This window comes from Mesorhizobium sp. IMUNJ 23232 (assembly GCF_044326205.1).
In the GTDB taxonomy this organism is placed as follows: Bacteria; Pseudomonadota; Alphaproteobacteria; order Rhizobiales; family Rhizobiaceae; genus Kumtagia.
The window spans coordinates 33946-48797 of the sequence record NZ_JBIRCY010000020.1 but is presented as its reverse complement, the minus strand read 5'-3'; the positions used below and the strand labels follow the sequence as shown (position 1 = coordinate 48797).

Below are 14852 nucleotides of genomic sequence, written 5' to 3'. Positions count from 1 at the left end.
AGGATTGAGCCGGCGGGGCTAACCCTGGCGGGTGGCCCGTCGGCGAAAATTCACTCTAAATGGCTGTACCGGCCTCGGCCGGCCCGAGTTCGCTGGCGGTCACTGCCCGCAGCATCGCCCGCAAGTCGGACGCGCGCTTGTCTCCGAATACCGTCTCGAACTGTGCCTGCGCCTCGGCCCAGGCTGCGGTCGCAGCGCTCAGCCGCGCCGCGCCGGCGTCGGTCAATTGCAGTTCCTTGCTGCGGCGGTCGGTGCGCCCCTGCGTGACGGCAATGAGCCCCTCGCGCTGCAGCGGCTGAATGTTGCGGCCAAGCGTGGTGCGATCCATCACCATCTCCTCGGCCAAAACATTGATGGTGGCCGATCCCAAACGCTTCAGCTTGGCGAGGATCGAGAACTGCGTCGCGCGCACGCCCGTGGGCATCAGATATTGGTCGTAGAACTGCGTGACGTAGCGGGTTGCCTGGCGCAGCGCCAGGCAATTGCACAGCTTCACTTCCGGTTCGCCAGGACTATTCATGACGCTCATGCTCCAGCATTGCGCGTATATACACATATTGCCGAAATGCAGACACTTCTGTCAAGGTGGAGTCGGCGAACCCGTCTCGCCAGCCGGGCCTATCCCTGTGCCACCGTCAAAGTGAAGCCGTCCTGGCCGATCGTCGATGCAGCCCGTCCTCCCACAAAACTGCACCACGAAGGCCACTTCCGAAGCATTGCCGCCCCGACAGCGATCTTCCCTCAAGCCATTACTCCGGCAGCCCCGCCTTACGGAATCCGTCTACAAAATGCGCGCCCACGGCCGCGTCGCGCAGGGGCTGTGAATTTTTCCAATGGCCGATCGTGAAATGCGGGTGGGACACCAAAAACATTTCCGCCTCCCGCCCGGCCTCGTCCAGTTGGCCGAGCTGCGCCAGGCTGGCCGCCAGGAATTTTCGCGAGTTGGTGCGGTAGGTCTCTTCGCGGCGCAATGTCTCGACCGCAGCTTGGTAGTCGCGGGCGGCGTATTGCGCCTGGCCGAGGTGGCAGAGATACCAGCATGCGGGATACGGGTTCAGCCGCAGCGCCTTGTCGATCTGCTCTAAACTCTCCGAAATCCGGCCGCTGAGGACGGACATGTCCGAAAGGGCCGCCCAGGTGTCGGCGTGGTTCGGATCGATCTCTAGGGCTCTCGCGAACGCCGCGTCCGATTCCGGCCAGCGCCTGTCATAGGCCAGGATGGTGCCAAGGAAATAGAAGCTGCCGGCGTCGTTCGGGTCGAGCGCGACGGCCTTTTCGGCAAGCTCCACGGCAAGCGCCCGGTTAGAATCCTCCGGCTCGCCGAAATGCGTCCAGGCGAGCCAGCGGTTGTAGGCAAGCAGGGCGTGCGCCTCGGCATAGGACGGATCGAGTTCGACCGCCCGCTTGAGCAGCAGATAGGCCTCGCGCGCCGTCTGCGGCGATTCCTCGGTGAGCACGCGGGCGCGCACGCAAAGGTCGTGTGCCTCGAGGCTTGCGGGCCGCTTGCGCGGCGCCTGCGCGGTCAGCCGGCCAGCGAGAGCCTCGACGATCCTGCCGTTCACCTCGTCCTGAACGGCAAAAATGTCCTCCAGGGTGCGGTCGAAGCGTTCTGCCCAGATATGTTCGCCGGCCACCGCGTCGATCAACTGGGCGTTGATACGCATCCGCCCCACGGCGCGCCGTGCGCTGCCCTCCAGGACATAACGGACGCCAAGCTCACGCGACACCTCGCGCACGTCCACGGACTTGCCCTTGTAGACGAAGACGGAGTTGCGGGCGATAACGAACAGCCCGGCGTTGCGGGACAGGTCCGTGATCAGATCCTCGGTCAGGCCGTCGGCAAAGGATTCGTCTTCCGGGTCGTTGCTCATATTGGTGAAAGGCAGAACGGCAATCGACGGCTTGACCGGCAGCGACAGCGACATCGCGGGCGCCGACGGGTCCCTCACCCCGATTGCGCGCGATGCCGGTACGGCGGCCGGCCGCAACCGGGCGGCTTGCCATGCCGCGCGCAGCGGCGCGACGTCGAGGCCATCAGCCTCGAACAGTTTTGCGGTCGCCGACAGGTGTTCTTCGGCTTCCCGGATGCGGTTCTCCGCGGCTAGCGCCTTCAGCAGGGCCTCGTGGGGAAGGAGATCGAAAGGGGCGAGCTGAAGCCATCGGTCGAGATAGATGCCGGCCTCGTCGTCGGGCAAACGTCCGGCCAGATGCTCCAGCAGGCCGGCGTGAAGGTCGCGAAAACGGCGGCGCTGGGCGACCAGCCAGCTCTCGAAGGCCGGGCTGCGGTCGATCTCCAGGCCTGCCAGAAAATCGCCGGCGATGAGGTCGGCCAGCGCCTTCAGCCGCTCCGGGGCAATCGTGTCGAAACCTTGCTGCGCCGCCTGGGCAATGGCGAGCGCGTCCACGAAACAGCCGCTGACATCGAGCGCGAGCGTATCGCCCTGCGCCTGCACCCTGCGGAGGCCGGGCTCGTCGACAAGGCTCCGGATCTTGCTCAGGCACCAGCGCAGCTCGCCGCGCGGATCGTTTGGAAGGTCCCACAAAAGATCGCAGAGTTGGCTGCGCGTCGCGGGATGCGGCGACAGGGCGAGATAGGCCAGCAGCGCGCGCACCTTGCGCGATGCCGGCAGCGCCAGCGCAGCGCCCTGCCGGCGAACCGCGAGTTGTCCGAAAAGGCGAATCTCCAGCGACGACCCCGCCTGGGCAAGGGTTCGTCCTGTTGATTCCATGGCCTTTTCCACGCTCTCTCCCACGCTGTCTTCCACGGCACGGTTTTAAGGCATCAAACCCAAGGAACGGCGCACCTTTGCGCCAAACCCGCAACCCGCCTCGGAACGCGAAGGCGGAACCATAACATCTGGAGAAGCTGCGCGTCTCCCACGCGCGGCCCCGTAAGAGGAGTCGCATAGCTTCGTCGCGAGGTCATGCCCCGAAAAAGTGGAAGGCAGCACACGCGCACAAGCAGCTTCGATCCTCGCAGTTGGCCGACACAGAACCCGAGGGTGATTGCCGGCTTCTATCTGCAACCTCCAACACAAGCAATATCAGGACACCACCATGACAACGTACACTCTCGATGCAAATCAAAACACCATCAGTGCCGGCAACGGCACCGATATCTTCTTCGGCACCGCTGGCGGCAATGACAGCCTGCGCGGCAATGGTGGCAGCGACCTGTTCATGATCGAGACCGGCCAGACCGGCCTGATCGACGGCGGCTCGGGCTATGACCGGGTCCACCTGCAGGGAGCCGGCTACAACGTGCTCGACGATGGGCTGACCCTTGTCGGCGTCGACGAAATGATCGTCGACTCGACCAACCTTACGGCCAGCATCGCACAACTCAAGGACGTCACCCATTTCGGCGTGAACAACCAGGGCGACAGCTTCTATTTCTTTCTGCAGGGCGCTGGCGGAACGCTGGACTTCTCGAAGAGCTTCACCGATCCGCAGCAGTTGAACATCGAAGCGAACAACGTGACTTCGCGTGTCGTGATCACCGGCAACGACGGCAAGAACGAGATGATCGGCTCGGACTTCAACGACTGGCTGAACGGCGGCAAGGGCAATGACATCATCCATGCCGGCGACGGCAATGACCTCGTCAAGGGTGGACTCGGCCGCGACACGCTCTACGGCGACGACGGCAAGGACGCCTACGTGTTCGACACGCCCGTGGCAGCCACCAATGTCGACCATCTCGGCGACTTCCGGCCGCAGGACGACTCGATCCGCCTCGACGATTCCGTCTTCCAGTGGACGGGCCAGACGCTCGGCGCGCTGAAGCAGAGCGAGTTCAAGGTGATCGGCAGCGGCCAGACCGTCGATGCCGACGACCATATCCTCTACAACCAGAACACCGGCGCCATCTACTACGACGCCGACGGTTCCGGCGGCCAGTCCGCCCAGTTGTTTGCGATCGCCGACAATTTCTCCGGCGACGTGCCGATCCTGACCTACCAGGATTTCTTCATCATCTGAGCGGATATCGCTCGAAAGGGCGGCGCGGTTTCCCGTACCGCGCCGCCTTTCCGACGAAGCGGACGGCCATGCAATCCCGTGCATGGCCGTTTCGTTGTGTGCATACAGGAACCGGTCGCATGGCCCGGCGTTGTGGCGCAAAGGAGTTTTCGCCATGCGCTCCATGCCGCCCCGGCCGTTTCCCGATCCCGACCCGGCTCCCGATCCGATGCCGGCGCCCGTTCCGCCAACCGGGCCTATTCCCGTGCCGCCGGTGAGGTGAAGCTGCCGCAGCAGAATCTCGATCGTTCGTTCGCCGCCCGCTCAAATCACCTTGCCGGGATTCATGATTCCCGCAGGATCAAAGGCCGTCTTGATCCGCCTCATCAGGTCGAGGCCGACCGGCGGGGCCGTCGCGGCAAGTTCGTCGCGCTTCAACTGGCCGATGCCGTGCTCGGCCGAGATCGAACCGCCGAGGTCGCGGACGATGTCGTGCACCGCCTTGTTCATCGGCCGGTAGAGCGTGAGGTACGCCGCCGTGTCGGCGCCGACTGGCTGCGAGACGTTGTAGTGCAAATTGCCGTCGCCCATGTGGCCGAAGCAGACGACGCGGGCTCCCGCGCTCACCTGCTCCACTGCCACCGCTGCGCGCTCGATAAAGACCGGCACGGACGCAACGGGAATAGAGATGTCGTGCTTGATCGAGCCGCCCTCGGATTTCTGCGAATCCGAAATGTCCTCCCGCAGCTTCCAGAACGCATTCTGCTGGGCAAGGCTTTCGGCGATCACCGCGTCGCCGACCAGTCCGGCCTCCAGCCCCTCGCCCAGCACTTCCTCAATGGTGGCGCGGGCATCCTCGGCCGAGCGGCCCGACGAGATCTCCATCAGCACCAGCCACGGCCAGTCGTCGGTAAGCGGCGCTTGCGAGCCCGGCAGGTGTTTGAGCACGAACTCGATCGGCCGCTTGCCGATCAGTTCGAAGGCGGTGAGCCCGGCGCCGGCGCGGTCCAGCGCCCGGCCGAACAGGTCGAGCGCGGCCTGCGGCGAGGTCAGCCCGGCAATCGCCACCTCGCGGCCGCGGGGTTTTGGAAACAGCTTCAGCACGGCGGCGGTGATGACGCCCAGCGTGCCTTCGGCTCCGACGAACAGGTTTTTCAAGTCGTAGCCGGTGTTATCCTTCTTCAGCTTGCGCAAATCGTCGAAAACCTCGCCGGTGGGCAGCACGACCTCGACGCCCAGGCAAAGCTCGCGGGCATTGCCATAGGCCAGCACCGCGGTGCCGCCGGCGTTGGTGGAGAGGTTGCCGCCGATCTCGCAGGAGCCCTGCGAGGCGAGCGACAGCGGGAACATCCGCTCGGCCTTCTCCGCCGCGTCGTGCAGCGACTGCAGGATGACACCGGCCTCGGCGGTGATGGTGTTGGACAGCACGTCGATCTCGCGGATGCGATTGAGCCGCGACAGCGACAGCATGAGCTGCCGGCCGCTGCGGTCCGGCACGCCGCCGCCGACGAGGCCGGTATTGCCGCCCTGCGGGACGATCGCGGTCCCTGTTTCGGTCGCGAGTTTCAAGATGCGGCTGACCTCCTCGACGCTGCCGGGCCTGAGCACCAGCGGCGAGAGGCCGGGATAAAGCCCACGTCGCTCGGTGACATAGGGCTCGATATCCGCCTCGGCGCGCAGCACGTGATGCTCGCCGACGATTTCCACGAACCGGTCGAGCACGGCGACGAAGGCAGCATCGTCTGCAGCAGGCATAGTGTCAGTCCCTGTTCATGTCGTGGCGTCGCGGTGCCGCGGCACGCCTCAGCCGGTCGTTGATCGCCTCGCCGAGCCCGTCGAAAGGGATGGGCTCGACGGCGATGGTGGCGGCGCCCGAGCGGTCGAGTTCCTTCAGATAGGAGAAAAGGTTGGCCGCCGCCTCGCGTAGATCGCCTCGTTCGGAGAGGTTTTTGACAGCCGCCGCATCATTCGATCCTGCCGCGCGCCGTGGGCCGAAGGCGAGCAACGCCTCTCCCGGATGAACCTCCGCCACATCGAGCCGGACCGAAGCGCCCGGCGCATAATGCGACGCCATCATGCCCGGCGCCTCGATCGCTGCGTCGCCATAACGCTCCACCCCCATGCCGACGGCCTTTTCGATCTCGTCCGCCGTCACGCCGCCCGGCCGCAGCAGGCGCAGCTTTCCTTTTTCGACCTTGAGGATGGTCGATTCAACACCGACCGGCGTTGGGCCGCCATCGACCACGAGGCGGATGCGGTCGCCCAGATCCTCGGCCACCGCCGCCGCCGTGGTGGCGCTGATGCGGCCGGAGCGGTTGGCGCTGGGGGCGGCGAGCGGCCGGCCGAGCCTGTCGATTAGCCCGGACGCAAAACCGCGCGGCATGCGCAGCGCGATGGTGTCCAGCCCGGCCGTGACCAGGGGATGGATGCCAAACGCTTCGCGCAGCGGCAGAACCAGCGTCAGCGGCCCCGGCCAGAAGTTTTCCGCCAGCCGCGCCGACAGCGGATCGAAGACGGCGATCTTCTCGGCCATCGCCATTGACGCAACGTGGGCGATCAGCGGGTTGAAGCGCGGCCGGCCTTTTGCCTCGAAGATGCGCGCCACCGCCTGACCGCTGGTGGCGTCGCCGGCAAGCCCGTAGACGGTCTCGGTGGGGATCGCCACCACCTCGCCCGCAGCAAGCAGCGCCAGCGCGGCGTCCAGCGCTTGCGCTGCCTGTTTGACCTCAGCCACCAAATGTTAACCCTTTCGCCAAATTGGCCTTTGCGTTCATGGCTTTGCCCGCTTCGTGAGCTTTTGTTCAACCGGTCGATGTCATTATCCGAGCATTCAGGCATCGACTTCGACCGGCGCAAAGTCAATCGAAGGTTTTCCGGGGACCGGCCTTGCGGCTGAAAATTGCAATTCTTGCATTTCTGACGGCGATGACCGGCGGGGCGCACGCCTCGTCCTTCGCCTATGTCGCGCCGCCGCCCGCCGGCAAGTCTCCATCGGTCATCGAGATCGGCCTGCCGAAGTTGGCCTCCGTGGCGACACAGCCGGACGTCGTGCCTGCACAGCCCGACCCCAGGGGCGACGTGCTGGTGCCGCTCGCCTATCCGCTTCCGGACGCGCAGGCCGCGCAAGCCAAATACTTCGTCGTCAGCCCCTCGGTAGTGGCCTTCGAGGCCATCGTGCCGCCGGTGACCTTCGAGAAGGTGGCGGCGATCGACCGGCCGCATCCTGCGCCGCAGCCAAAACCGCTGGTGATCCGCGGCGGTATCGTCGGCGACGCCTTCACTGAGCGCGCCGAACCTATCATGCTGCCGCAAGCCACATCGAACGACGGCAAGCCCGGCTCCGCCCGCCAGAGAAAACGCGAGAACCGCAGGGAACGGGAAGCGCCGCAGCAGCCCGCCCCGCCAGCACCGGCTCCGGCGATGTCGGCCCGGCAGTTCGCGGTGCCGGGATAGGGCAGTAGGGCAGTAGGGCAGTAGGGCAGTAGGGCAGTAGGGCAGTAGGGCAGTAGGGCAGTAGGGCAGTAGGGCAGTAGGGAAAGGTATTCCGCAGGTGTCGCGCGGCAAGCAGATCGTCAGCTTTCCTACTGCCCTACTGCCTTATTCCCCTACTCCCCTAACCCGCAATCTTCGAGAAATCCGCCACCTGCCCCGTCGCGGCGCGGATGCGGGCGAGAAGCGCCAGCCGATTGGCGCGTACGGCCACATCCTCGTCGTTTACGAGAACGCGTTCGAAGAATGAATCAACAGGTTCACGCAACGCGCTAAGCGCGCGCATGGCGGCGGAAAAGTCTTCGTTCTGAATCGCTTCGCCGGCTTCCTTCTCAGCCTGATTCATCGCGGAAAACAGCGTTTTCTCGGCGTCTTCGCGGAACAGGGCAGGCTCCACGGTTGCGGCGATCGCCGTGCCCTTCTTCTCTTCGGCAGCCAGGATGTTGGCGGCGCGCTTCGTGCCGGCCAGCAGATTTTTTCCGTCCTCGGTGTCGAGGAAGGTGCCGAGAGCCTCGACGCGGCGGACAATAGTGAGCAGGTCGTCGCTCTGGCTCCCACCCTCCCCCTTGTGGGGAGGGTCGGCGCGTAGCGCCGGGGTGGGGGTCTGAGAGGAAGGCGCTTGATCACCCCCACCCGGACCTCCGGTCCGACCTCCCCACAAGGGGGAGGTGCTGCCGCTCGCCAGCACCGCGTCGATCAGGTCGTGCCGCGCACCCTTGTCGCGGAGATAGACTTTCAGGCGGTCGTGGAAGAAGGAGAGGAGGTCGGCAATGACAATATTAAATGGCCTGCCGGTATTCCCGAAAACATTGCCCCGTTCGACGTTGATGCGTTCGAGCAACCGATCGCGAATCGAGTCTCCCCCGAGCCGAGCTTCCAGGGCGTCGGCATTTGCCAGTTCATCTTCCAACCTGGGATCTCTAACATCCCAAACAAGCCGCTCTGCCGCCTCGGCTATGACGTCTTTCAACGACAGCCCCACCCCATTCTCGACCACAATCCTGACCACCCCCAACGCCGCTCTACGCAGTGCATACGGGTCCTTGCTCCCCGTTGGCTTCTCGTCAATCGCCCAGAAGCCAACCAACGTGTCGAGCTTGTCGGCAAGCGCGACGGCGATCGACACCGGGTCGGTGGGCACGCTGTCGGAAGGGCCCTGTGGCTTGTAGTGCTCTTCGATCGCGGCAGCAACGGACGGGTGCTCGCCTTGCAGCAGCGCGTATTTGCGACCCATCGCACCCTGCAGTTCCGGGAACTCGCCGACGACTTCGGTCTGGAGGTCGGCCTTGGCGAGCATCGCGGCGCGGCGGACATATTGCTCGACCAAATCGAGACCAACATGTTCGGAGGCTAGCAGATCAACATTTCGTTCTCGCCCCGCCTGATCGATCGATTTCCACGATTGCATAACAATCGGCGCAAGTTCCTCCGCCAGTCTTGCGATGCGCTCGACGCGCTCGCCCTGCGTGCCGAGTTTCGCGTGGAATGTCACCCCGAGATGGTCAAGCCTCGCCATGCGCTGGTCGAGCGGCAGGAGTTTGCCGCTTGCATCGCGCTTCAACCCGAATTTTTCGGCGGAGGCTTCCAGCCGGTCGAGGTCGGGCAGGTCGGCCTGGTCGGTCTTCCAGAAATACAGCGCATCCGAAAGCCGTGCGCGGACAACCTTGCCGTTGCCGTGGGCTATCTCGCGCCCGCCGTCCTTCGCTTCGATGTTGGCGGTGAGGATGAAATGGTTGGAGAGTTTTTCCACGTCTGCTGGAGGCCGGGTGACAAAACACTTCTGGTTGGCCCGGATCGTCAGCCGGATGACCTCGGCCGGAATGTCGAGAAACGCCTCCTCGAACTCACCCATCAGCACAACCGGCCACTCGACCAGCCCGGAAACCTCCTCCAGCAAGCCCTCGTCCTCGACCAGATCGAGCCCGTTGGCGAAGGCGAGGTTTTTCGCGTCGGCGAGGATGATCTCCTTGCGGCGCCCGGCGTCGATGATCACCCTGGCCGCTTCCAGCTTGGCGGCGTAATCGTCGAAGCGGCGCACGGTGATGGCGCCCGGCGAATGGAAACGGTGGCCGTAGGTGGTGTTGCCGGAGCGGATGCCGTCGATCTCGAAATCGACCACGACCGGCTCCTCGGTCTCCGGCCCGAAGGTGCAGAGGATGGATTGCAGCGGCCGCACCCAACGCAGCGCCTCGCCGCCGCGGCCTTCGATCTTGCCGTAGCGCTTGCCCTTGGGGCCGGAGGCAGGCCCCCAGCGCATCGATTTCGGCCACGGAAACGTCCTGATCACTTCCGGCACAAGCGCGGCGATGATCTCCTCCGCCGCCCTGCCCGGCTTGACGATGCGCGCGACGTAAAAATCGCCCTTCTTCGGGTCGGTCTGGATCTCGGCCTGCGAAATGTCGCTCAAGCCAGCCGAGCGCAGAAAACCCTGCACCGCCTGCTCAGGCGCCTTGGTGCTCGGCCCCTTGCGCTCCTCGCGCACGTCCTTGGAACGAGCCGTCAGGCCGCGCACATCCAGCGTCAGCCGGCGCGGCGTCCAGTATTCCTGGCAACCCTCATAGGTCAGACCCGCCTCGACCAGACCGTCGGTGACCATCTTGCGCAGATCGCCCGCCGCCTTGCGCTGCATGCGGGCGGGGATTTCTTCGGAACGGAGTTCAAGCAGAAGGTCGGGCATGGGAGTCTCGAACGGTACGGGTGCAGGCGGCGCGGAAGGGTCAGGCAGCGGCGGCGAAACCGCCCGCCTCGGTCAGCAAAAACGCCTCGCCGCAGGCTTTCGCCAGGTTGCGCACGCGCAGGATATAGCTCTGGCGCTCGGTGACGGAGATGACGCCGCGGGCGTCGAGCAGGTTGAAGACGTGGCTGGCCTTGATCGCCTGGTCGTAGGCCGGCAGAACCATCTTCTGCAGCGCGCTGTTGTCGCCGGTGCGCGGGGCGCCGGCGGCGAGCAGCGCCTGGCACTCGGCCTCGGCGAATTTGAACTGCTCGAACAGCATCGCCGTGTTGGCATGCTCGAAATTGTGGCGCGAATATTCCTGCTCGGCTTGCAGGAAAACCTCGCCATAGGTGACCTTCCCGTCGCCCTCGCGTCCGTTGAAGTTCAGGTCGTAGACGTTGTCCACGCCCTGCACATACATAGCCAGCCGCTCCAGCCCGTAGGTGAGTTCGCCCGAGACCGGAGCACATTCGATGCCGCAGACCTGCTGGAAATAGGTGAATTGCGAGACTTCCATGCCGTCGCACCAGCACTCCCAGCCGAGCCCCCAGGCACCGAGCGTTGGGCTCTCCCAGTCGTCCTCGACGAAGCGGATGTCGTGCAGCAGTGGGTCGACGCCGATCGCCTCCAGCGAACCGAGATAGAGTTCCTGCAAGTTCGGCGGATTGGGCTTCAGGATCACCTGGTACTGGTAATAGTGCTGGAGCCGGTTCGGGTTCTCGCCGTAGCGACCGTCCTTCGGCCGGCGCGAGGGCTGCACATAGGCGGCGTTCCAGCGGTTGGGGCCGAGCGCCCGAAGCGTCGTGGCCGGGTGGAACGTGCCGGCGCCGACCTCCATGTCGTAGGGCTGCAGCACGACGCAGCCATAGGCCGCCCAGTAGTTGTGCAGCGTCAGGATCAGGCCCTGGAAGGAGCGGCGGGGGTCGAGGTGGGCGGGCGGAGTGGCGGACATGGGTGCTCCAAGTAAGAAGTCCGTGCGCGAGCACGGACTTCCGCTATCCAACCAGCGTCCGGGCGTCAAGCGAAGCCGCCCGCCAAAGCGCCTTCACTTGGTGACGGTAAGGGTCGAGGCCATGCCGGCCTCGTAATGGCTCTTGAGGTTGCAGAAGACGAGATAGGTGCCGGGTTTCAGGGTCACCTTCAACTCGCCGGATTCGCCGGGTTTCAGGTCGGAAACCTCGCCGAGGCTCTTCAGCTTGGCTTCGTCGACGCGGTGCTTCGCGGCGTTGACCAGCACCTTCTGATCCGGCGACTTGAGCCGCACGACCAGCATCTCGTGCTCTTCCGCGACCGCATCGTTCTTTACTTCGAAGGTCACCGGTCCGGCTTTGACGGTCGCCGGCTCCAGTTTCAGGCTCATGGCGCCGCCGCCCTCGCCCGATTCGGTGACTTTGACCATCGTGGCCGCCCATAGCGGGTTCACGGCGGCGCTCATGGCCAGGATCGATGCCACAGCACCGACACGCGCAAGTCTTTTCATATGATCGACCTTTCCAGCGGTTTCGACATGGGAAGCCGGCCAAAAACCGGCCTCCCGCCGCTCAACTCGCATGGCCGGCTGACAGCAAGCTGAAGGCGCGATAGTGCGCGGACCTAGGGCACGGGAACGTCCGTCTGGAACCGGTCAGTTCGACCTGTCTCGGCCGCGGATCAGCCTTTCTTGTCAGGATCCGCTGCCTTCGGCGCGGGCGTGGCCGGCGCTTCGAGCGCGGTTTTGCCTTCAAGCGGCGGCAAACCTTCCTTCAACTTCTTCTGGACACCCAGGAGAATGTCCGGCTCGGGCTTGAGGTCGCGCGCATGGCTCCACTGGAAGGTCGCTTCCAGCTTGCGGCCGACGCGCCAGTAGGCGTCGCCCAGATGGTCGTTGAGCACCGGATCGTCGGGCTTGAGGGAAACCGCGCGCTCCAGCTCGACCACCGCCTCGTCGAAGCGGTTCAGCCGGAAATAAGCCCAGCCGAGCGAATCGACGATGTAGCCGTCGCTGGGTTTCAGATCGACCGCCTTGCGGATCAGGTCGAGCCCCTCGTTGAGGTTTATGTTCATGTCGACCCAGGAATAGCCGAGATAGTTCATCACCTGCGGCTGGTCGGGGAAGAGTTCCAGCGCCTTGCGGAAGTTCGGCTCGGCCTTCGGCCACTGCTTCAGCCGCTCATAGGCGATGCCGCGCTGGTAAAAGATGTTCCAGCTGGCGCTGGTCGGCTCCTTCAGCCGCGCCACCGCGCGGTCGTAGTTTTCAGCGGCAGATTTGTAGTCCTCCTTGGAGGCATAGACGCCGCCCAAAGCCAGGTAAGCGCGCATGTCGTCCGGATCGGCGTCGACCAGCTTCTTCAGATGGGCGATGGCCTCGTCATGCTTCTTGAGATCGGCGAGGTTGAGGCCGAGCTGCAATTCGGCCGCGCGCTTAAGTGGCGAGGACGCCGGAATTTTTTCGTAGAGCGAGATCGCTTCCTCGGAATCCTCCTGCTGCTCGGCCACTGAGGCAAGCTGCAGCAGCACCGCATCGCTGTCCGGCCGCAGCACAAGGGCGAGCTGCAGATAGAGTTTTACGAAGGGCTCGCCGCCGCCACGGTTGAGCGCGCCGCCGAGATCGAGCAGCACTTCGCTCGCGCCATCGGCGGGCGTGGCGACCATTTGCGGGATTTTCTCGCCCTTCTCGATCTTGTCGCGCAGCGACATCAGCGGCAGGCGGCCGGCGGCGAACTCGGCAGCCTTGTCCAGAACGCCCAGCGCCTTCTCCTTGTCACCGTGGCGCGCCAGGAAGCCGGCATAGGCTTCCGCGGCGCGCAGCCACGTCTCGGGAGCGGCACTTCCAGCCGCGACATTGTCGATCGTCGCCTGATAGGCGGTGGTCGCCTCATCGTTCAGGCCGGCGTTTTCGGCGATCAGCGCGCGGTGGTAGGAGGCGAAAAGCTCGAACCAGTCCGGGCCGTTCAGCGCCTGCAAGTCGGCGATCGCTTCGGCGCCGTCCTTCTGGCCGGCCTTCGTCCAGGCCGACATCAGGCCGGTGATCAGGCGGTCAAGGTCGGATTCCTGCACCAGCTTCAGCCAGATGCCGGCCTCGCGGTATTGCTTCTTGCGGATGGCATCGACCGCCAGCGTGACGCGCGAGAAACGCTCGACGTCGGGCACGGTCTTGAGTTTTTCGGCAAGCGGCAGCGCCTCGTCGAAACGGCCGGTAGAGACCAGCACCAGCAACAGGCTCTGCTGGAGCTGCTGGTTGTCCGGGTCGAAATCCAGGGCGCGCCGGTAATAGTCGATGGCGCTGTCCATGTCGTTGTCGACCTCGGCGACACGCGCCGCGAGGTAGGCCCCGGTGAACGAACCGATGGCTACCGGCTCCGACGGTTTATTGGCCAGCGCGGGCGGGCCGACAAGGATCGCAGCGGTGAGCGCCGACACGCTTGCCAGCCAGACGAGACGTTTCCGCATTACAGTCCTTTCAGGCACAGCAGCGCCGCTCGGGATGAATCATCGACGGCTTAAGCCGAGAAGCATGGCCTTTTTGCGGTCCGGGTTCAATCCGCAGGGAGTGTCAATGATTCTCGCGATAGCGTGAACGGCCGCGATCAGACCACACGACTTATGCAGAAATCGATAACGTCCAGCAGCGCGGCCTTCTGCGGGGTGGCGTCGAGCGGCGCCAGCGCATCACGCGCGATGCCGCCGAAATGCCGGGCGCGGCCGATCGTGTCGGTGATCGCGCCATGGCGCGTCATCAGCGCCAGCGCCTTTTGCAGCGCCTCGTCGTCGGCAACGTTGTCCTCGATCGCCTGCTTCCAGAAGGCGCGCTCGGCCGCGGTCCCCCGGCGATAGCAGAGGATCACCGGCAGCGTCACCTTGCCCTCGCGAAAATCGTCGCCGACATTCTTGCCGAGTTTCTTGGAATCGCCACCATAGTCGAGCGCGTCGTCGATCAACTGGAAAGCGAGGCCGAGATTCATGCCGTAGGAGCGCAGCGCCGCGCGATCGGTGCGGGTGGCGCCAGCCACTACAGGTCCGACTTCGGCGGCAGCCGAGAAAAGTGCTGCCGTCTTGGCCTTGATCACCGAGAAATATTCGTCCTCGGTGGTCTCAAGATTCTTGGCCGCCGAAAGCTGCATCACCTCGCCCTCTGCGATGATCGAGGCGGCGGTGGAAAGAATGTCGAGAGCGTCGAGGGAACCGACATCGACCATCATGCGAAAAGCCTGGCCGAGCAGGAAGTCGCCGACCAGCACGCTGGCCTGGTTGCCCCAGATCATGCGCGCCGTCTTCTTGCCACGCCGCAGATCGCTTTCGTCGACCACATCGTCATGCAGCAGCGTCGCCGTGTGCATGAACTCAACGCTGGTGGCGAGTTTTACGTGGGCGTCGCCGGCGTAGCCGAACATCTGGGCGGCGGCCAGCGTCACCATCGGCCGCAGCCGCTTGCCGCCGGACGAGATCAGGTGGTTGGCGATCTCGGGGATCATCTCGACGTCCGATCCGGCCTTGGACAGGATCAGCTTGTTGACTTCGGCCATGTCGGAGGCCGTCAGATCGATCAGTCCCTTGATCGAGACTTCGCGCTTTCCGTCTTCCAGGTTGAGTACGACACCCAATACAAGCACTCCCGTCACCGGCCGGCCGCGCCCAACAGCCTTTAGTCCCGCGAACGATTTAGTGCGGCATATGGGGTGAACTCAAGTGGCGAATTGGCGCGGGCTAC

11 protein-coding genes are annotated in these 14852 nt (G+C 64.6%); 2 read left to right on the top strand and 9 right to left on the bottom strand.

Features of this window, described 5'->3' with window-relative positions:
- Positions 1 to 55 precede the first annotated feature (55 nt).
- The gene (locus ACH196_RS16595) at positions 56 to 520 is read right to left on the bottom strand and encodes a MarR family winged helix-turn-helix transcriptional regulator (protein WP_396648017.1); all 465 of its coding nucleotides are present in this window, start codon (positions 518 to 520) and stop codon (positions 56 to 58) included.
- Positions 521 to 749: 229 nt separating this feature from the next.
- Positions 750 to 2729 (bottom strand): hypothetical protein, encoded by a 1980-nt coding sequence (locus ACH196_RS16590; RefSeq protein WP_396648016.1) that lies wholly within the window; start codon positions 2727 to 2729, stop codon positions 750 to 752.
- A 328-nt stretch (positions 2730 to 3057) separates the two neighbouring features.
- Between ACH196_RS16590 and ACH196_RS16585 the strand changes: the two genes are divergently transcribed.
- On the top strand, positions 3058 to 3981 hold the full coding sequence (locus tag ACH196_RS16585; RefSeq protein ID WP_396648015.1) for a hypothetical protein: 924 nt from the start codon (positions 3058 to 3060) through the stop codon (positions 3979 to 3981).
- Positions 3982 to 4284: 303 nt separating this feature from the next.
- Here the strand turns inward: ACH196_RS16585 and ACH196_RS16580 are convergent, their stop codons facing one another.
- Positions 4285 to 5715: an FAD-binding oxidoreductase gene (locus tag ACH196_RS16580; protein WP_396648014.1), complete on the bottom strand. Its 1431-nt coding sequence runs from the start codon at positions 5713 to 5715 to the stop codon at positions 4285 to 4287.
- 4 nt (positions 5716 to 5719) lie between these two features.
- A complete protein-coding gene (locus ACH196_RS16575) occupies positions 5720 to 6694 on the bottom strand; it encodes an L-threonylcarbamoyladenylate synthase (protein WP_396648013.1) in 975 nt (324 codons plus the stop codon).
- Positions 6695 to 6846: 152 nt separating this feature from the next.
- Here ACH196_RS16575 and ACH196_RS16570 point away from each other — a divergent pair, with 152 nt between their 5' ends.
- Complete coding sequence (locus ACH196_RS16570) at positions 6847 to 7413, top strand: hypothetical protein (RefSeq protein WP_396648012.1); 567 nt, start codon at positions 6847 to 6849, stop codon at positions 7411 to 7413.
- Between the two features lie 160 nt (positions 7414 to 7573).
- Here the strand turns inward: ACH196_RS16570 and glyS are convergent, their stop codons facing one another.
- The 5 genes from glyS to ACH196_RS16545 all read right to left on the bottom strand — a co-directional run bounded on the left by glyS (position 7574) and on the right by ACH196_RS16545 (position 14745).
- Entirely contained in the window at positions 7574 to 10126 is a 2553-nt protein-coding gene (gene glyS, locus ACH196_RS16565; RefSeq protein ID WP_396648011.1) for a glycine--tRNA ligase subunit beta, read from the bottom strand.
- A 40-nt stretch (positions 10127 to 10166) separates the two neighbouring features.
- The gene (locus ACH196_RS16560) at positions 10167 to 11117 is read right to left on the bottom strand and encodes a glycine--tRNA ligase subunit alpha (RefSeq protein WP_396648010.1); all 951 of its coding nucleotides are present in this window, start codon (positions 11115 to 11117) and stop codon (positions 10167 to 10169) included.
- Between the two features lie 93 nt (positions 11118 to 11210).
- Positions 11211 to 11645, bottom strand: coding sequence for a plastocyanin/azurin family copper-binding protein (locus ACH196_RS16555; RefSeq protein ID WP_396648009.1), 435 nt, complete (start codon positions 11643 to 11645; stop codon positions 11211 to 11213).
- A 170-nt stretch (positions 11646 to 11815) separates the two neighbouring features.
- The gene (locus tag ACH196_RS16550) at positions 11816 to 13594 is read right to left on the bottom strand and encodes a tetratricopeptide repeat protein (protein WP_396648008.1); all 1779 of its coding nucleotides are present in this window, start codon (positions 13592 to 13594) and stop codon (positions 11816 to 11818) included.
- A 137-nt stretch (positions 13595 to 13731) separates the two neighbouring features.
- Positions 13732 to 14745, bottom strand: coding sequence for a polyprenyl synthetase family protein (locus ACH196_RS16545; RefSeq protein ID WP_396648007.1), 1014 nt, complete (start codon positions 14743 to 14745; stop codon positions 13732 to 13734).
- Positions 14746 to 14852: the final 107 nt, after the last annotated feature.

Excerpts from the sequence above, each read along its gene's own strand:
- ACH196_RS16595 (WP_396648017.1), bottom strand. The coding sequence starts at position 520 with ATGAATAGTCCTGGCGAACCGGAAGTGAAGCTGTGCAATTGCCTGGCG.
- ACH196_RS16590 (WP_396648016.1), bottom strand. The coding sequence starts at position 2,729 with ATGGAATCAACAGGACGAACCCTTGCCCAGGCGGGGTCGTCGCTGGAG.
- ACH196_RS16585 (WP_396648015.1), top strand. The coding sequence starts at position 3,058 with ATGACAACGTACACTCTCGATGCAAATCAAAACACCATCAGTGCCGGC.
- ACH196_RS16580 (WP_396648014.1), bottom strand. The coding sequence starts at position 5,715 with ATGCCTGCTGCAGACGATGCTGCCTTCGTCGCCGTGCTCGACCGGTTC.
- glyS (WP_396648011.1), bottom strand. The coding sequence starts at position 10,126 with ATGCCCGACCTTCTGCTTGAACTCCGTTCCGAAGAAATCCCCGCCCGC.
- ACH196_RS16560 (WP_396648010.1), bottom strand. The coding sequence starts at position 11,117 with ATGTCCGCCACTCCGCCCGCCCACCTCGACCCCCGCCGCTCCTTCCAG.
- ACH196_RS16555 (WP_396648009.1), bottom strand. The coding sequence starts at position 11,645 with ATGAAAAGACTTGCGCGTGTCGGTGCTGTGGCATCGATCCTGGCCATG.
- ACH196_RS16550 (WP_396648008.1), bottom strand. The coding sequence starts at position 13,594 with ATGCGGAAACGTCTCGTCTGGCTGGCAAGCGTGTCGGCGCTCACCGCT.